The sequence below is a fragment of the Vibrio pelagius genome (assembly GCF_024347575.1).
Taxonomy (GTDB): Bacteria; Pseudomonadota; Gammaproteobacteria; order Enterobacterales; family Vibrionaceae; genus Vibrio; species Vibrio pelagius.
Genome location: NZ_AP025503.1, coordinates 487914 through 504709 on the forward strand (window position 1 = coordinate 487914; position 16796 = coordinate 504709).

A 16796-nucleotide genomic window follows, 5' to 3' on the forward strand; every position below is an offset into this window, starting at 1 on the left:
AACTCCTCATTAGTTAATGCCTTATAACACACATAAAGTTGGACGATTGCCTAATGTTATACAACACAATTGAAGATTATGACTCAAAAACCTTTGTAAAGTTCATTGAATTTAGATGTTTAAGAAGCTTTCGCTGTTACAACCTCAGGTGCTTCAATGACCTCTTTCTTTTCATCACTGAACAAACCTGTTGCGCCATTGGCGTAATCTTTTGGTTGTTCATCTATGGCTGTTACTGTGCTATCTGATTTATCGGATGACTTACCAGAGTGCGCAGCCGCCGTTTTCACAAATGGGTTATCCTGTTCTGGTAAGTTGGGGATTAACTCAGTGCTGGTCTTTTCCATATGTTGATACAGCTTGGTGTAGTCTTTACCTAAGGTATCTAACATTTCAGCTGTTTTAGCAAAGTGATCGGCAAGCTCTTGGCGTTGCTGCTCTAGTGCAAACTTTGCTGTGTCTAATTCTTTTTGAACATTCTTTTGCTTCTTGTACTCAGGAGTCGTGAGGCGAGAAATAGCAACCCCTAAGATAAGTCCGATTAGTAAACCGCCAACGGCGTACATCCAAGGCATAACAGCTCCTTATTGTTGTTTTTTAACATGTTTGTTACTGCTTAGTTACACATAATGCAGCTTCATGGTACTATGAGAACGCAGCAGTATAAAGAGAAATGCGTGTGCGCTAGCTATCAGTTTAGAGCTGCACATACAGCGCTGAGCCCCCGCCTATTGTACTGTTGAAGCCTTTTTTCCTTCTCTGGTTGATATCGATTTCATTGTGGAAATGTCGTCATGAATCCCATTAAAAAATACGAACAAGATATAAAAGAACATGGATTTCAAAGAGATCCAGCCCAAGAGCAAGCCGTACAGGCGCTAGATCAATTGTTCCACCAATTCCAAGAATACCAAAATGCACCAGTGCCACAGCTGACGCGTTTTCAAAAGTTAATGGGTAAAAAGCTACAACGACCGACACCACCCAAAGGGCTCTATTTCTGGGGAGGCGTCGGGCGAGGTAAGACTTACCTTATGGACACTTTCTGCGATGCACTGCCAACCTCACGCAAAATGCGTGTCCACTTTCACCGTTTTATGTACCGAGTGCATGACGAACTTAAGGCGTTGGGGGAGGTGAGTGACCCGTTGCCGTTGGTGGCCGATAAGTTTAAGCAAGAAGCGGACATTATCTGTTTTGATGAGTTCTTTGTCTCCGACATCACCGATGCGATGATCTTGGGGACACTGTTCCAAGAGCTCTTTGCTCGCAACGTTATCTTGGTGGCGACATCTAACATTCCACCTGAAGACCTCTATCGAAATGGCCTACAGCGTGCACGCTTTTTACCCGCGATTAAGCTGATCCAAGAAAACTGTCGAATCTTGAATGTAGACAGCGGCGTCGACTACCGACTACGTACGTTGGAACAAGCGGAAATTTATCACTACCCATTGGATGCACAAGCGGATATCAATTTGCGCACCTATTACCAACAACTAGTCGGTGAAGGTAAAGAGGTATTAACTCAGATTGAAGTTAATCATCGTAAATTGGATGTGGTAGAAGCGAGTGATGGTGTTTTGCATGGTACTTTTGCGCAGCTTTGTAAATCGGCACGCAGCCAGAATGACTATATTGAGCTGTCTAAGATCTATCACACGGTGTTACTGGCTGAAGTGAAACAGATGAACGCGACGTCTGACGACGCAGCAAGACGCTTTATTGCCTTAGTGGACGAGTTTTACGAACGCAATGTAAAGCTGATTATTTCTGCCGACGTTGCGCTAGAAGAACTCTACACTCATGGTCAGTTAGAGTTTGAATTTAAACGCTGTCAGTCACGCTTAATTGAAATGCAGAGCCATGATTATCTAGCAAAAGAGCACCTAAGTTAGGCTGGGGATTCTTTATTAAGAAAATGGAAGAAAAAAATCGTGATTTTGTTCAAAAAGAGGTGATTTTTTCTTCGCTCTTCTCTATAATCCTGCGACCTACCGTTACTGCGGGCCTCTAACGATGAGTTAAATCACGTTATGCCAAGAGTTTTCCAACACTCGAAGGGGTGATGAATGGTGACTCTTAGACAGTGGGAATACTCAGTATTCCTTAAGTGTAAATTTTTTTAATAGGTAATTATTAGCATGAAAACTTTCGTTGCTAAACCAGAAACTGTAAAACGCGACTGGTACGTTGTAGACGCTGAAGGTAAAACTCTAGGTCGTCTTGCAAGTGAAATCGCTTCTCGCCTACGCGGTAAGCACAAAGCTGAATACACTCCTCACGTAGACACTGGTGATTACATCATCGTTGTTAACGCTGAGAAAGTTACTGTAACTGGTAACAAGGCTAAGGGTAAGGTTTACTACCGTCACTCTGAGTTCCCTGGTGGTCTTAAGTCTATCACTTTTGAAAAGCTGATCGACCGTAAGCCAGAGATGGCTCTTGAACTAGCTGTTAAAGGTATGCTACCACGTGGTCCTCTAGGCCGCGCTATGTACCGTAAGCTAAAAGTATACGCTGGTGCTGAGCACAACCATGTTGCTCAACAACCACAAGTACTAGACATCTAATTGGGGATTATGAAAATGGCAGAGAATCAATACTACGGCACTGGTCGTCGCAAAAGCTCAGCAGCTCGTGTTTTCATCAAACCAGGTTCTGGTGAGATCGTAATCAACAAGCGTAGCCTTGATGTTTACTTCGGTCGTCCAACTTCTCGCATGGTTGTTAAGCAACCTCTTGAGCTAGTTGAACTAACTGAGAAACTTGACCTATACATCACTGTTTCTGGTGGTGGTATCTCTGGTCAAGCTGGCGCAATCCGCCACGGTATCACTCGCGCTCTTATGGAGTACGATGAAACTCTACGTCCTGCTCTACGTGCAGCTGGCTACGTTACTCGTGACGCTCGTTGCGTTGAACGTAAGAAAGTTGGTCTACGTAAAGCACGTCGTAAACCTCAATTCTCTAAGCGTTAATTTTCCTTTACCGGAAAATACACGCTCCCAGTTTTATTACTGGAATTGTGGTTCAAAGCTCGGCTATATGCCGGGCTTTTTGTTTTTCTACTCCCCGCTAAATGCTTTTCCCCCCTCGTTTTATTTCCAATTTCTTATATTTTGATAGCTTTTGTAACCCAATGTGCGCTTTGCCTCATGATTGTTACAAAAAGGTAGCTTTATCTTGTCAAAAAGTAGGGTTTTATTTATCATTTGCCGTCAATAAATAGAACTAAATACGTATTTTGTTAGCCATGCTCTTTAAGCGGAATAATTTCAATCCAAAAGGAGCAAATGGGAGAATGTTTGGATGAGCAACGCGCCTTTAAATAACGGTCGCAGGCGTTTCCTAACCGCAACAACAGCCGTTGTTGGTGGTTTAGGGGCTGCTGCTGTAGCCGTGCCTTTTATTAAATCATGGAATCCGAGTGCCAAAGCGAAAGCTGCGGGCGCGCCGGTGGAAGTGGAAGTCAGTAAATTAGAAGCTGGCCAGATGGTTCGTGTCGAGTGGCAAGGTAAACCTGTATGGGTTGTACGCCGTGCTGAGTCGGTACTAGAAAACTTGAAAACCATTGGTGGTCAACTTCGAGATCCTCAATCGGAAGCAGAGCAACAACCTGAATACGCTCAAAATGAGTTCCGTTCCATTAAGCCGGAATTCTTTGTTGCGGTTGGTTTCTGTACTCACCTAGGTTGTTCTCCAACTTACCTACCTGATTCTTTCGCAGAACAAGTACAAGGTGTTAAGTCTGGTTTCTTCTGTCCATGTCATGGTTCGAAATTTGATATGGCTGGTCGAGTATTCCAAGGCGTACCTGCACCGCTAAACCTTGTTGTGCCAAAGCATATGTATTTAAGTGACACCAAGATCCTGATCGGTATTGACGAGGGAGATGCATAATGCAAGGACTACTAGATTGGGTAGAGAAACGTATACCCGCGATGAATGCTTATAAAAAGCACTTATCTGAATACCCAATGCCTAAGAACTTTAACTTTTGGTACCTTTTTGGTTCTTTAGCAATGTTAGTGTTGGTTAACCAAATTCTTACCGGCATTTGGCTAACAATGAACTACGTACCATCTGGTGAAGGTGCGTTCGCATCTGTTGAATACATCATGCGTGATGTGGAATACGGATGGCTACTGCGTTATATGCACTCAACGGGCGCATCTGCTTTCTTCGTTGTTGTTTACCTGCATATGTTCCGTGGTCTGATTTACGGTTCTTACCAAAAGCCTCGTGAGCTACTTTGGATCTTCGGTATGTTGATCTTCCTAGTGCTAATGGCTGAAGCCTTCATGGGTTACCTACTACCATGGGGTCAAATGTCATACTGGGGTGCTCAGGTAATCATTTCTCTGTTTGGTGCGATTCCTGTTATCGGTGATGACCTAACGCTTTGGATCCGTGGTGACTACATCATCTCTGGTGCAACGCTAAACCGTTTCTTCGCGCTACACGTTATTGCTCTGCCAATCGTACTTCTGCTGCTTATCGTTCTTCACGTTCTAGCACTGCACGAAGTAGGTTCGAACAACCCAGACGGTATCGAGACTAAGCTTCCTAAAGGCACAATGGGCGACGACTACAAAACTCAGTTCCCATTCCACAAGGATTACACTAAGAAATACGACATCATTGACTCTATTCCTTTCCACCCATACGGGACGGTGAAAGATATGGTTGGTGTTGCTGGCTTCTTGTTCTTCTTCTGTTACGTGCTGTTCTTCAACCCAGAAATGGGTGGATTCTTCCTTGAGCCGCCTAACTTTGAAGCTGCGAACCCGCTGAAGACTCCTGAGCACATCGCTCCGGTATGGTACTTCACACCGTTCTACGCAATCCTACGTGCGGTTCCTGATAAGCTGCTAGGTGTTGTAGCAATGGGCGCATCGATTGTTGTGCTATTCCTACTACCATGGTTCGACCGTTGTAAAGTACGTTCGTACCGTTACCGTAGCAAACTGCATTTGATTAACATCATCCAATTCACAATAAGCTTTATTGCGCTTGGTATTCTTGGTGCGCTTCCAGCAACACCAACGTACACAATACTCGCACAAGTATTTAGCTTAGGTTACTTCATGTTCTTCGTACTGCTGTGGTTCTACAGTAAGAATGAAGCGACGAAACCACTACCAGAAAGGGTGACATTCAAATGAAAAAATGGATTGTAATTTTATTTGCTATGTTGCCGTCATTAGCTATGGCAGCGGGCGCAAATGTTCCGCTAGACAAAGCGAACAATGACTTAACGGACCAAGCTTCACTGCAAAACGGTGCTAAGCTGTTCATGAACTACTGTTTTGGCTGTCACTCTACGCAATACCAGCGTTACGAGCGAGTTGCTAACGACCTTGAGATCCCAGTGGATCTGATGAAAGAGAACCTAGTCTTCAACCCTGAAGCGAAGATTGGTGATCTGATGGTTAACGCAATGCCTGCGAAACAAGCGGCAAACTGGTTCGGTGCTCCGCCGCCGGACCTAACTCTAGTTGCTCGTGTTCGCGGCGCAGACTGGCTATACACTTACCTTCGTACTTTCTACGAAGACCCATCTCGTCCATTTGGCGTAAACAACATTGTTTTCCCAAGTGTTGGTATGCCACATGTGCTTGAAGAGCTACAAGGCATCCCAACACCAATCTACGAAACTCATATCGTAGATGGTGAAGAGGTAGAAGTCGTTGTAGGTACTGAAACTGACGGTTCTGGTGAGCTAAGCGCAGGTGAGTACGACGAAGCTGTACGTGATTTGGTTAACTTCCTAGTTTACTCTGGCGACCCAGTTCAACTTGAGCGTCACGCTCTAGGTTGGTGGGTAATGGCTTTCTTAGTATTGTTCACTATCGTTGTGGTTCTACTGAAGAAAGAGTATTGGCGTGATGTGCACTAATTGTGCTATAATACCACGCTAATTCCTAAATTATGTTAATGTACAATGGAGGCTTAGGCCTCCATTGTTTTTATTTAAAGTGTACTGGAGGGCTCCATGGCTGTAGCTGCCAATAAACGTTCTGTGATGACTCTTTTCTCAAGTGCTTCTGATATGTATAGCCATCAGGTGCGCATTGTTCTTGCTGAAAAAGGCGTAAGTGTTGAAGTTGAGTTGGTTGATGAAAATAATCTTCCAGCAGAACTTGTTGAACTGAACCCGTACAAATCAGTACCCACTCTAGTTGATCGCGAGTTGGCTCTATACGACTCAAAAATCATCATGGAATACCTAGATGAGCGTTTCCCTCATCCACCATTGATGCCTGTTTACCCTGTTGCTCGTGGTAACAGCCGTCTAATGATGTACCGTATCGAACGTAACTGGTACTCAGTTGCTGAGAAGATTGTAAAAGGCAATGCAGAAGAGTCTGAAGCGGCACGTACTAAACTGCGCAATGACTTACTAACACTGGCTCCTATCTTCGCAGAGTACGAATACTTCATGAGCGAAGAATTCAGCTTAATCGATTGTTACCTTGCTCCGCTACTATGGCGTCTTCCTGAGCTAGGTATCGAGCTAATTGGCCCAGGTTCTAAAGAACTTAAAGTTTACATGAACCGTGTATTTGAGCGTGATTCATTCCTAGCTTCGCTAACAGAAGCTGAGCGCGAGATGCGACTGGCTCGTTAATCGTTATGGATATCTCAACGATGACGCCACGCCGTCCATATATGCTGCGTGCATTCTATGATTGGCTGGTTGATAACGAACTGACACCACACCTTGTTGTTGAAGCAACATTGCCGGGTGTTCGTGTACCAGAAGAGTTTATTCAAGATGGTCAGATCATCCTGAATATTGCTCCTCGTGCGGTAGGCAACCTTGAGCTTGGCAACGAAGCGGTGACATTCAGTGCCCGCTTCAGTGGACGTCCTCACTCAGTGATCGTACCGCTTTATGCTGTTCAAGCTATCTACGCTCGCGAAAATGGCGCTGGTACTATGTTCGAGCCTGAAGAGGCTTACATGGATGTGCTTGAAGAAGGAATTGAAGAGGGGCCATTTGAAGCTCCGGAACAAGGTCCTTCATTAAGTGTTGCAACGACAGAAGTTGACGTTGATGCGGAAGATTCGGACCCTGAGCCTGAACCACCACGCCCAACGAAAGGCCGACCAAGCCTTCGAGTTATCAAGTAACCGAATGACATTAAAAAAGCAGCGCTGATTCGCTGCTTTTTTTAGGTTCATCGCGGCTTTCCGGGGAAAGCCGCTTTTATCTTCAAGAAGAAGTAGTCAGTATCTCGATAACCATACCCCATTCGCTTGATTAGCTTTATCTTGTTGTTTATCCCTTCAAGCGTGCAGGTATTTAACGGATAACTTGCCGATGCGATAACCCCGTGAAGATATGGTCTGAGTTTTCGTGCGAACTCTTTTAATGGCTTAATCCCACTCTCTTGCACTTGTTCCCACCACGCGTCCCAGAGCTCCTTAGCGCGCCCTTCTGATTCACAATACCAAAGCTCTTTGAGTTGAGCTCCGAGTATATAAGTGGTCATTAAGTCCTTATTGATATTCAATATTTCAGTAAGATAGCTTTCTTGGCGTGTATTTAAGTTGCCTCTATTTTTCAGCAGTACCCAGCGTGAACGCTTCACCCATTGCCTCGCTTTTTTGTCTTGCTTAAGTTTGTTGGCTTGGTCGACTCTAACTCTATCCATCACCTCGCGACCGAACTTAGCGACAACATGGAATAAGTCGTAAACGATTTTTGCGTTCGGACAGTGTGCTTGAACTTCAAGATCGAAAGCCGTATTCATGTCCATCGCGACGGCTTCGATATTTATCCCATGCTCGCCTAATTGCTCGAAGAACGGTCGTATGTCTTTGCGGCTACGACCTAATCCTATCCAAATGACTTGGTGAGTCTTAGCATCAGCGATGACCGTGGCATATCGATGTCCTTTAAAGATGGCGAACTCGTCCATGACGAGTTGCCTTAGGTCTTCCCATTTTATTGACGGTACAACTTGTCTAAGCCGGCGTTTATCTATCTCTTTAATTGTGTGCCAATGAACGCTCGTTAACTGGGAGATATGCTTAATAGGGAGAAGAGGTAATAGTTGTTCTATATAGCTTTTTAGGCGCTTCGTTATGCGAGCATAAGGCTCTAACCAAGATAGAGACTCTGTTTTTATGCCGCAGTCGCGACACTTAATCCTTCGAGTTTGAACGGAAAGTTCAACTGGAACATCGAGTAACATGGCATCCTTTACATGACGCCATTGATACTCATGGATAGCTTCGGCTTCAAGACCACAGAGGCATTTAGCTTCAGAGTTAGGTTTAAGAGTAAGGGTAATAAGTGTTGCTGTCTGGTGAGACTTTACTATTTGAAAGCCTTCCCAGAATGAAGATAGGAAAGTATGATTCGGCATGGAAACGGTAGTTTGTGTATGATTTTTGTTTGGCGACTAAACCATATCACTTACTACCGTTTTTGTTTTAAGTTCCCGCTAATCCGCGATGAACCTTTTTTTATAACTCGATTTTTATTGGGTTGGATGAAGTTAGTTAACGACAGTTTCTGCTTCAGTTTCCGCCGCCGCTTCAGCCTTCACCGTTGCCTCATCACCATATTCGAATGCGCGAATGACTTGTTTGACCCCTGAGATATTACGAGCCACATCGGTTGCAATATCAGCATGCTCACGAGTCACAAGACCCAATAGGAACACTTCACTATCTTCGGTGATAACTTTAACCTTGATGCCATTTAGCTCGGCATTGGCTAATAGAGCCGATTTTACCTTGGTAGTTATCCAGCTGTCTTTGCTGATCTCACTCACGCTCAATGGTGGTTTAACGCGTACTTGGTTGTGGACAGTGTTCACGCCAGCTACTTTTCTCGCTTCGCTTTCAAATGAGCGGCGCTCTGCCTCCGTTGAGGCTTGTCCCATCAGCACCACTGTTCCACGGTAAGAACTGGCAGTGATTCGAACGTTACCGCGATATGGAGCCTTGTTAGTGATGGCTGCAACTTCGAACTCGATATTGTTGTCATTCCAAATCTCTTTGGTGGTGCGAGTGTCGGTAACTAGGTTTGCTGTCGTCGCAGCGCCGGCAATGAATAGTCCCGCACATCCAGACAATGATAGCGTCAGCAGTGAAACGCTAAGCAACTTAACAATAGAAAACTTCATGTTACTCCAATTACTCCTCGTGAGCTGGGAATAGAACTTGGTCAATCAGATCGCATAGGCAATGCAGTGTGACCATATGAACTTCATGGATACGAGCGGTGCGGTGCGATGGGATTCGAATCTCTACATCGTGTTCGCCTAGAAGACCTGCCATCTCACCACCGTCCTTGCCAGTAAAAGCGATGATGGTCATGTCACGGGTTACTGCCGCTTCCATTGCTTTGATGATGTTTTTGCTATTACCACTGGTCGAGATAGCAAGAAGGATATCGCCAGTTTGACCAAAAGCACGCACCTGTTTCGAGAAGATCTCTTCGTAGTGGTAGTCGTTCGCAACTGCCGTTAGCGTAGTATTGTCGGCGGTTAGCGCCATTGCTGGCAGGCTAGGGCGCTCAGTTTCAAAGCGGTTAAGTAGGCAAGAGACAAACTGCTGTGCGTTCGAAGCTGAGCCACCGTTACCACAACATAAAATCTTATTGCCGTTGAGCAAGGTTGCAACCATGGCTTGCGCAGCGTGGGTAATAGCATCTGGCAGGGCTTCTGCTGCCGCGATTTGGATCTGAATACTTTCTGTAAAACTTTCTTTGATGCTATCTAGCATGTTTATCCTTGGGTAATTGCATTTTGTATCCAGTTGATCTGTTCATTTGGCCCTTCAATAGCCACAACATCAAACCGGAAATTAGTCGAGTGTACCGACATGCCTTGCTTCATCAGCCATAGATTGGCGGTGTTGATCAACTTTTTCGCCTTGCCGGCGGTGACCATTTCTGCTGCATGCCCATAACGTGTCTGTTTTCGGTATTTGACTTCAACAAACACAATAGTCTGGTTGTGGTGCATTATAAGATCAATTTCACCACATTTGGCTACGAAGTTTTGCTCAATTAAAGTGAGCCCGTGCCCTTTGAGGTGATCTCTGGCCACGCGTTCGTACCTATCGCCCACTTGTCTGTGGGCGTTGAGTTTTTGTATCAGTTTGGTTCGACTAAAGAGCCCCATGCTCTGCCCAGCTGATTTGACGCTGTACAACACAGTTGTTGTCGATAGTCAGCACGCCGGTTTCACCAGAAATACTATGTCCTTCAACGGCTTTCATTTGTGGAAGCGCGTCCATTAGGTAGTACGCATCCATCCCTAGTGCTTGCAGGCGCTTTTGACCATTAGTGTGAGAAGGCCAAAGCTCATTTAACTGCTTATTGAGCTCGCCTTTGTTCTCTATAAGCAGCGGAATATCACTATAGAAAACACCGGTTAGGTCTTCATACTGTTTACCGCCACTGTTGCTGAAAGAGTTCGAGAACAACGCCGGTTGCTTTGCATCTGGGTTAATGGCGACTTCAATGAAAGGTTTGATCAACGTGAGCTCAGAGTTATTCGCCACGATGTATACTGCGTCGACGTCGCGACGGCTGCGCGGCTCTGTCTCTAGTGGCAAGTCGATCAGGGTATCCATCTGCGCAATGCGCTGTTGGCTCTCTTGTAGTCCGAATATCTGATTTACATTGCGTTGTAACTGTCGCTTGTCAGAGAAGAATGACGTTGCGACATCATTGCTACTGTATTTAGACCACTCTTCTTTGAAGGCTTCTTGTACACGATCGCCCAGTCGGCCTTTTGGTGCCAAGATGAGAGGATACTTGTAACCCTGAGTGAAGAGGTGCTTAGCGGCTTGGGCGACTTCTTGCTCTGGTGATAGTGCCAGGTAGCAAAGTTTGGTGCCTGCCTCTATATGATCTGGAATGTTCAGAGCAAGTGCTGGAATAGCATTTTCATCCCCTTTCTGAGCTTCCTGGAGCTTGGTGATATTGCTCTTAACCAATGGGCCGACGATGAAGTCGACTTTGTTGGCAATCAGCGTCTGTTTGATCTCTTCAGCACTTTGCGTGTTGGTATCTAAAACCGTTAGCGTTGCGTCTTCTTCGCGCTCTTTGTCGTTCATCATCGCAAAAATGAAGCCATCACGTACCAGCTGCGCCTGTTTACTGTACTTACCAGTTAAAGGTAGCAGTAAGGCTGTACTGGTTGGCTTACTGATCTCTAGGCTCAGAATGTCACTGATCGCTTGCGGTGTGTACTTCGCCGCTGGGTGGTACGGATTCTCCGCCAACCAGTCTTGCAGTGTGCTTTGCAGCTCAGGCAGATTACCGTTTAGGGTTTTCAGGTAGATAGAAAGCTGTAACCAACCAGCCAAAACATCTTCGTCTGGCGCGGTTTTTAGTGCTAGCACTTCATATTGAGAGTAGCTGCTAAGATTTTTCCAGATACGATCAGCGATCAACTGTTGATCTTGGTTATCATCAAACTCTTCAAGTTTAGTGAGTTCGCGACTCGCTTCGAAGTACTGATTCAATACCTCAAGAATATCAGCACGCAGGTTGTGGTAGTCTTTCCACTGCTCATTCGGCAGTTTCCACCACGGTTGGAAGTTCAGTTGTTGATACGCTTGCTCAGTCTGCTGATTATTGAATAGCAGCTGCGCACGTGCCAGTTGCCATTCAGCCTGTTGGGTTTCTGTGAGTGGCTGTTTTGCCAAGCGTTTGATCAGCAAAGTTGCTTGATCGGTTTTGCCCGCTTGCACCGACGATTTTAGTGCCATGATCAGCCAATCATTTTGCAGACTACCTTTGCTGCTGTCTGCTTGCATCATATAACTTTCTGTCGATTGTGTCGGATCAAGTGTAATATCAACACGCGTCGGGGCTTGTGGCGCAGAAGAACAAGCCGCCAATGAAATTGCTAATGCAATTGGAGTTAGTAAGCGTGGTACACTGAGTCTCTTATGGTTCATTGTTGCCATGAGTTCTTTTTAATTCCGTATAAATTTGTATCTATATTAATCGTTGAAGTGATGGTAAACAAATGACAGATAACAAAACCTTGCTCACAGAGAGCCCAACTCTCTATATTGTGCCGACTCCTATCGGAAATTTGGGAGACATCACGCAAAGAGCAATCGAAGTATTATCAAGTGTCGATGTTATTGCAGCGGAAGACACACGTCACACGGGTAAGCTGCTTGCTCACTTCAATATATCCACCAGAACGTTCGCTTTACATGACCATAATGAGCAAACTAAGGCGCAAGTTCTAGTAGAAAAATTATTAGAGGGTCAGTCTATCGCATTAGTCTCAGATGCAGGAACCCCTTTAATCAGTGATCCAGGTTACCACCTTGTATCACAATGTCGTCAGGCTGGTGTGAGAGTTGTACCACTTCCTGGTGCATGTGCTGTCATCACCGCGTTAAGTGCATCGGGTCTACCGTCGGATCGCTTCAGTTTTGAAGGCTTCTTACCACCTAAGAGCAAAGGTCGTAAAGATAAGTTCCTTGAGATCGCGAAAGCGGAACGCACATGTATTTTCTACGAGTCACCGCACCGTATCTCAGATTCTCTACAGGATATGCTAGATATTTTAGGCCCTGAGCGTGAAGTTGTACTAGCGCGTGAGCTAACGAAGACCTTCGAAACTATTCAAGGTATGCCACTGGGTGAGCTGATTGAGTGGATTGAAGAAGACGCGAACCGCAAACGTGGCGAGATGGTGCTTTTGATTCATGGTCACCGCGAAGAAGCAACAACCGACTTACCAGATGAAGCGACGCGTACTCTGGCTATTCTGACTAAAGAGCTGCCACTTAAGAAAGCTGCGGCAATGGCTGCAGAGATCTACAATCTGAAAAAGAACGCGCTGTACAAATGGGGCTTAGAGCACCTAGATAACTAATATTTCTTTAGTTTGCGCAGTTAGAGTACAGATAAACGAGTACTAAGCCGTTTATCTGTATCTCTACTGTGTTCTCAACTCTTTTCTCATCTCCTCCCCCGTGTCCCAAATCCCGTCACTCGTATCCGCTCTTTCGCTCAATTCCCCACCGGTTAACACTCTGATTGCATCATATTTGTGATCTCGCTAGACACGTCTCTTTAATCTCTATACAATCCGCCCTCGGAGTTGACTGGGTAGTCGCTGCTTTGTTGATGTCCTTCGGGAGACTGACGCTGAAGTCCTTTGGGAGACTGGCGTTGACGTCCTTCGGGAGACTGACAAAGGGGAGGAAAGTCCGGGCTCCATAGAGCAGGGTGCCAGGTAACGCCTGGGGGGCGCAAGCCCACGACAAGTGCAGCAGAGAGAAGACCGCCGATGGCCTCATTTCTTCGGAAGGGGCACAGGTAAGGGTGAAAGGGTGCGGTAAGAGCGCACCGGACGGCTAGCAATAGTCCGTTGCAGGGTAAACTCCACCCGGAGCAAGACCAAATAGGCCTCCACATTGCGTTGCTCGCGTAAGGAGGCGGGTAGGTTGCTTGAGCCAGTGAGCGATTGCTGGCCTAGACGAATGGCTACTACCGCGCAAGCGGAACAGAACCCGGCTTATATGTCGACTCCACCTATTCCAAGAACCCATCATTACTTAACAGTAGTGATGGGTTTTTTGCTTTATATTGACGTAAATTATTTAGATTTCCGTAAAATCCGCTTTTCTTATAGAGACTTGGGTGAAAAATCCCAACTCGCTACACACAATGTAGTGGAGATAACGTGCGAAATCAGTACACTAAAACGTTAACAGAATCATTTGTAGCCAAACTAAAGGCTTAATCCATTCACTGAGAAGACTATGACAGAAGCGTTCAAACATATTTCAGTATTGCTTAACGAATCAATTGACGGACTGGCGATCAAACCCGATGGTACCTACATTGACGGTACTTTTGGTCGTGGTGGCCATAGCCGTACAATCCTGTCTAAACTGGGCGAGAATGGACGACTATTTAGTATCGACCGCGATCCACAAGCGATCGCTGAAGCACAAAAAATTGATGATCCTCGTTTCACTATTATCCACGGCCCATTTTCAGGAATGGCGGAATACGCGGAACGCTATGATCTAGTGGGCAAAGTAGACGGTGTTCTTCTCGATTTAGGCGTCTCTTCACCACAACTGGATGATGCTGAACGTGGCTTTAGCTTTATGAAAGACGGCCCATTGGATATGCGAATGGACCCTACTTCAGGTATGCCTGTTTCACAGTGGCTAATGGATGCAGAGCTGGATGACATTACTTGGGTTATCCGTGAGTTTGGTGAAGACAAGCATGCGCGCCGCATTGCTAAAGGTATCGTGGCTTACCGTGAGAATGAAGAGAACGAACCTCTGACACGCACTGGTCAACTGGCAAAGCTTATCTCAGACGTAGCACCAAAGAGCTTTAAAGAGAAAAAGCACCCAGCAACACGTGCATTCCAAGCATTTCGTATCTACATCAACAGTGAACTGGATGAAATCGCGACTGCACTAAAAGGCGCAACCAGTATTCTTGCTCCGCAAGGTCGCCTGTCAGTTATCAGCTTCCACTCTCTAGAAGATCGCATGGTAAAACGTTTTATCCGTAAAGAGAGTCAAGGCCCTCAGGTGCCACACGGTCTACCTCTGACTGAAGAGCAAATCAAAGCACTAGGCAGTGCAGTTCTTAAGCCTGTGGGTAAAGCAATTAAGCCTTCAAAGAGTGAAGTGGATGAGAACACTCGTTCACGCAGCTCCGTACTTCGTTTGGCCGAAAAGCTGTAATTAATGAAGACCGCCAAGCCAAACTTAGCCAAGATTATCTTCTTTGATCTAATTTCAGTGGGGCGTGTTCCGCTGTTATTGCTCATTGCTATCTTCGCTAGCGCGATGGCGGTTGTTCTTACAACACACATGTCTCGCCAAGCCATTACTCAGAAAGATATGACTTTGGTGGAACGCGAGCAGTTGGATGACGAGTGGCGAAATCTGATGCTCGAAGAGACCGCGCTTGCCGAACACAGCCGAGTTCAAGCTTCTGCGATTAAAGAGCTTGATATGAAGCGCCCTGACTCAGACAAAGAAGTAGTGATCTCACTGAAATGACCGCTAAAAAGGAAAAAGCACCTGCGAAGAAAGCCGAAGCAGCCGCTTCCAAGGCCGCCGCAGTGAATGGAAAGGACTCTGATCCTATCTTGATCAAATGGCGCTTTAACTTAGTTATTGCGTTTGTCTTTCTTGCATTTGCAGCATTGGTCTCACGTGTCGCTTACATTCAAATTATTGAACCCGATAACCTGATTCGCCAAGGTGACTTGCGTTCGGTTCGCGTTAAAGAGATCCCGTCTGCACGCGGTATTATTTCTGATCGAAACGACGAGCCTCTCGCTGTCAGTGTTCCTGTTGAAGCGGTTTGGGCTGATCCGAAAACCATTTTTGATAAAGATGGTCTGGCGCAGATTGATCGTTGGTATGCATTGGCGGATGTACTTGGGCTAGAACGTCAGTCGATGATCGATAAGATCTCAGCCAATAAAACGCGCCGCTTTATCTATCTTCAAAGACAAGTAAGCCCTGCGATGGCGAAGTACATTCGCGATCTCAAGCTAGTAGGTGTTGGCCTTAAAGCGGAATCTCGTCGCTACTACCCTGCGGGTGAAATCAGCGCACACCTTATCGGCGTAACAGGTATTGATGGTCACGGCTTAGAAGGCGTTGAACGCAGTTACGACCAATGGTTAACCGGTGAAGCGGGTAAGCGCACGATACGTAAAGACCGCTATGGTCGTGTAGTTGAAAACATTGCTTTAGAAGAGCGTGAGCAAGGTAAACCACTCACCTTGACTATCGACCAACGTTTACAAGCGATTGCCTACCGTGAGATCAAACAGGCGGTTGCTGATCACCGTGCTACTTCAGGTTCGGCGATTCTTCTTGATGTCAAAACGGGTGCAGTGTTAGCCATGGTTAATGCGCCATCATATAACCCAAACAACCGTGCCGACCTGCAAAGTTTTAAAATGCGTAACCGCGTTTTGACCGACGCAATGGAGCCCGGTTCTACCGTTAAGCCGTTTGTGGTACTGGCAGCGCTAGAGAACGGTGCTGCGACTCCAGATACCGTGATCAACACCGGAAATGGCATCATGCAAATCGGTGGTAGCCGCGTGCGTGATACCTCTAAAGTTGGCAAGGCTGACCTAGCCATGATTCTCAAGAAGTCGAGTAACATCGGTGTGGCGAAGCTGGCACTGGATATGCCGCTCGAAGCGCTTCTTGGCCTTTACAGTTCCGTTGGTCTTGGTGAAATGTCTGGCTTGAACTTAGTTGGTGAAACAACGGGTATTTTCCCGAATCGACGTCGTTGGTCAAAGTTTGAAATTGCCACTCTATCTTTTGGTTACGGCCTATCTGTCACCCCAATTCAATTGGCTCATGCTTACGCAACACTGGCGAACAAAGGTGTTTACGAGCCGATCCATATCATTGAAAACAACGAGCAAGATTTCTCTAAGCAGATCATTGATAGAGACAATGCCCAGCTTGTTTTAGAGATGCTTGAAGGGGTAACCCAAAAAGGCGGTACAGCAACCCGCGCGGCAGTGCCAGGTTATCGCGTTGCGGCAAAAACGGGTACGTCTCGTAAAGCGGAAGCGGGTGGTTATAGCGATGAGTATATTGCGATTACTGCTGGCGTCGCACCGGTGAGCGACCCTCGAGTATCACTGGTAGTGGTGGTGAACGAGCCGCAGGGCGACCTCTACTACGGTGGTTCTGTTGCTGCTCCCGTATTCTCAGAGATTATGAAAGGTGCACTGCAGATTCTTAACGTACCCGCCGATGAAAACAAATTTCAAGAATAG

General features: G+C 46.1%; 18 protein-coding genes and 1 other RNA gene. 13 read left to right on the plus strand and 6 right to left on the minus strand.

Going from position 1 to position 16796, the window contains the following annotated elements; translation table 11 throughout:
• Positions 1–119: 119 nt before the first annotated feature.
• Positions 120–575, minus strand: coding sequence for a Z-ring associated protein ZapG (gene zapG / locus vsple_RS02185; RefSeq protein WP_255231484.1), 456 nt, complete (start codon positions 573–575; stop codon positions 120–122).
• Between the two features lie 219 nt (positions 576–794).
• Here zapG and zapE point away from each other — a divergent pair, with 219 nt between their 5' ends.
• The 8 genes from zapE (at position 795) to sspB (ending at position 7140) form a co-directional block, all read left to right on the plus strand.
• A complete protein-coding gene (gene zapE / locus vsple_RS02190) occupies positions 795–1898 on the plus strand; it encodes a cell division protein ZapE (RefSeq protein WP_261882556.1) in 1104 nt (367 codons plus the stop codon).
• A gap of 246 nt (positions 1899–2144) precedes the next feature.
• Positions 2145–2573: a 50S ribosomal protein L13 gene (gene rplM, locus vsple_RS02195; protein WP_032553102.1), complete on the plus strand. Its 429-nt coding sequence runs from the start codon at positions 2145–2147 to the stop codon at positions 2571–2573.
• A gap of 15 nt (positions 2574–2588) precedes the next feature.
• Complete coding sequence (gene rpsI, locus vsple_RS02200) at positions 2589–2981, plus strand: 30S ribosomal protein S9 (RefSeq protein WP_004740758.1); 393 nt, start codon at positions 2589–2591, stop codon at positions 2979–2981.
• Between the two features lie 331 nt (positions 2982–3312).
• The gene (petA, locus tag vsple_RS02205) at positions 3313–3903 is read left to right on the plus strand and encodes a ubiquinol-cytochrome c reductase iron-sulfur subunit (protein ID WP_032553103.1); all 591 of its coding nucleotides are present in this window, start codon (positions 3313–3315) and stop codon (positions 3901–3903) included.
• Positions 3903–5168 (plus strand): cytochrome b, encoded by a 1266-nt coding sequence (locus vsple_RS02210; protein WP_032553104.1) that lies wholly within the window; start codon positions 3903–3905, stop codon positions 5166–5168. Before petA ends, vsple_RS02210 begins: the two co-directional genes overlap by 1 nt.
• Positions 5165–5902 carry a cytochrome c1 gene (locus tag vsple_RS02215; protein WP_255231482.1) on the plus strand — a complete coding sequence of 246 codons (738 nt, stop codon included), beginning with the start codon at positions 5165–5167 and terminating at the stop codon, positions 5900–5902. Before vsple_RS02210 ends, vsple_RS02215 begins: the two co-directional genes overlap by 4 nt.
• Positions 5903–5998: 96 nt before the next feature.
• Positions 5999–6634 carry a stringent starvation protein SspA gene (sspA, locus tag vsple_RS02220; RefSeq protein ID WP_032553106.1) on the plus strand — a complete coding sequence of 212 codons (636 nt, stop codon included), beginning with the start codon at positions 5999–6001 and terminating at the stop codon, positions 6632–6634.
• Positions 6635–6654: 20 nt separating this feature from the next.
• Positions 6655–7140, plus strand: a complete 486-nt coding sequence (gene sspB / locus vsple_RS02225; RefSeq protein ID WP_261883109.1) for a ClpXP protease specificity-enhancing factor — start codon at positions 6655–6657, stop codon at positions 7138–7140.
• Between the two features lie 47 nt (positions 7141–7187).
• On the opposite strand, the gene vsple_RS02230 is transcribed toward sspB, so the two are convergent.
• The 5 genes from vsple_RS02230 to vsple_RS02250 form a co-directional block, all read right to left on the minus strand.
• Positions 7188–8381 carry an ISL3 family transposase gene (locus tag vsple_RS02230; RefSeq protein ID WP_261882557.1) on the minus strand — a complete coding sequence of 398 codons (1194 nt, stop codon included), beginning with the start codon at positions 8379–8381 and terminating at the stop codon, positions 7188–7190.
• Positions 8382–8513: 132 nt separating this feature from the next.
• The gene (locus tag vsple_RS02235; protein WP_261882558.1) at positions 8514–9146 is read right to left on the minus strand and encodes a BON domain-containing protein; all 633 of its coding nucleotides are present in this window, start codon (positions 9144–9146) and stop codon (positions 8514–8516) included.
• A 10-nt stretch (positions 9147–9156) separates the two neighbouring features.
• Entirely contained in the window at positions 9157–9747 is a 591-nt protein-coding gene (locus vsple_RS02240) for a phosphoheptose isomerase (RefSeq protein ID WP_004729817.1), read from the minus strand.
• A gap of 2 nt (positions 9748–9749) precedes the next feature.
• Positions 9750–10148 carry a YraN family protein gene (locus tag vsple_RS02245; RefSeq protein ID WP_261883110.1) on the minus strand — a complete coding sequence of 133 codons (399 nt, stop codon included), beginning with the start codon at positions 10146–10148 and terminating at the stop codon, positions 9750–9752.
• Complete coding sequence (locus vsple_RS02250; RefSeq protein ID WP_261882559.1) at positions 10135–11946, minus strand: penicillin-binding protein activator; 1812 nt, start codon at positions 11944–11946, stop codon at positions 10135–10137. The genes vsple_RS02245 and vsple_RS02250 overlap by 14 nt, the downstream gene beginning before the upstream one ends.
• A gap of 62 nt (positions 11947–12008) precedes the next feature.
• Here vsple_RS02250 and rsmI point away from each other — a divergent pair, with 62 nt between their 5' ends.
• The 5 genes from rsmI (at position 12009) to vsple_RS02275 (ending at position 16796) form a co-directional block, all read left to right on the plus strand.
• Positions 12009–12875: a 16S rRNA (cytidine(1402)-2'-O)-methyltransferase gene (rsmI, locus tag vsple_RS02255; RefSeq protein ID WP_150895845.1), complete on the plus strand. Its 867-nt coding sequence runs from the start codon at positions 12009–12011 to the stop codon at positions 12873–12875.
• A gap of 224 nt (positions 12876–13099) precedes the next feature.
• Positions 13100–13539, plus strand: an RNA gene (rnpB, locus tag vsple_RS02260) — RNase P RNA component class A.
• A gap of 228 nt (positions 13540–13767) precedes the next feature.
• Positions 13768–14718 carry a 16S rRNA (cytosine(1402)-N(4))-methyltransferase RsmH gene (gene rsmH, locus vsple_RS02265; protein WP_032553111.1) on the plus strand — a complete coding sequence of 317 codons (951 nt, stop codon included), beginning with the start codon at positions 13768–13770 and terminating at the stop codon, positions 14716–14718.
• Between the two features lie 3 nt (positions 14719–14721).
• Complete coding sequence (ftsL, locus tag vsple_RS02270; protein ID WP_255231477.1) at positions 14722–15039, plus strand: cell division protein FtsL; 318 nt, start codon at positions 14722–14724, stop codon at positions 15037–15039.
• Positions 15036–16796 (plus strand): penicillin-binding transpeptidase domain-containing protein, encoded by a 1761-nt coding sequence (locus vsple_RS02275; RefSeq protein WP_255231476.1) that lies wholly within the window; start codon positions 15036–15038, stop codon positions 16794–16796. The genes ftsL and vsple_RS02275 overlap by 4 nt, the downstream gene beginning before the upstream one ends.

Bases quoted from the DNA above. Each gene is read 5' to 3' on its own strand.
- zapG (WP_255231484.1), bottom strand. From the start codon at position 575: ATGCCTTGGATGTACGCCGTTGGCGGTTTACTAATCGGACTTATCTTA.
- zapE (WP_261882556.1), top strand. From the start codon at position 795: ATGAATCCCATTAAAAAATACGAACAAGATATAAAAGAACATGGATTT.
- rplM (WP_032553102.1), top strand. From the start codon at position 2,145: ATGAAAACTTTCGTTGCTAAACCAGAAACTGTAAAACGCGACTGGTAC.
- rpsI (WP_004740758.1), top strand. From the start codon at position 2,589: ATGGCAGAGAATCAATACTACGGCACTGGTCGTCGCAAAAGCTCAGCA.
- petA (WP_032553103.1), top strand. From the start codon at position 3,313: ATGAGCAACGCGCCTTTAAATAACGGTCGCAGGCGTTTCCTAACCGCA.
- vsple_RS02210 (WP_032553104.1), top strand. From the start codon at position 3,903: ATGCAAGGACTACTAGATTGGGTAGAGAAACGTATACCCGCGATGAAT.
- vsple_RS02215 (WP_255231482.1), top strand. From the start codon at position 5,165: ATGAAAAAATGGATTGTAATTTTATTTGCTATGTTGCCGTCATTAGCT.
- sspA (WP_032553106.1), top strand. From the start codon at position 5,999: ATGGCTGTAGCTGCCAATAAACGTTCTGTGATGACTCTTTTCTCAAGT.
- sspB (WP_261883109.1), top strand. From the start codon at position 6,655: ATGACGCCACGCCGTCCATATATGCTGCGTGCATTCTATGATTGGCTG.
- vsple_RS02230 (WP_261882557.1), bottom strand. From the start codon at position 8,381: ATGCCGAATCATACTTTCCTATCTTCATTCTGGGAAGGCTTTCAAATA.
- vsple_RS02235 (WP_261882558.1), bottom strand. From the start codon at position 9,146: ATGAAGTTTTCTATTGTTAAGTTGCTTAGCGTTTCACTGCTGACGCTA.
- vsple_RS02240 (WP_004729817.1), bottom strand. From the start codon at position 9,747: ATGCTAGATAGCATCAAAGAAAGTTTTACAGAAAGTATTCAGATCCAA.
- vsple_RS02245 (WP_261883110.1), bottom strand. From the start codon at position 10,148: ATGGGGCTCTTTAGTCGAACCAAACTGATACAAAAACTCAACGCCCAC.
- vsple_RS02250 (WP_261882559.1), bottom strand. From the start codon at position 11,946: ATGGCAACAATGAACCATAAGAGACTCAGTGTACCACGCTTACTAACT.
- rsmI (WP_150895845.1), top strand. From the start codon at position 12,009: ATGACAGATAACAAAACCTTGCTCACAGAGAGCCCAACTCTCTATATT.
- rsmH (WP_032553111.1), top strand. From the start codon at position 13,768: ATGACAGAAGCGTTCAAACATATTTCAGTATTGCTTAACGAATCAATT.
- ftsL (WP_255231477.1), top strand. From the start codon at position 14,722: ATGAAGACCGCCAAGCCAAACTTAGCCAAGATTATCTTCTTTGATCTA.
- vsple_RS02275 (WP_255231476.1), top strand. From the start codon at position 15,036: ATGACCGCTAAAAAGGAAAAAGCACCTGCGAAGAAAGCCGAAGCAGCC.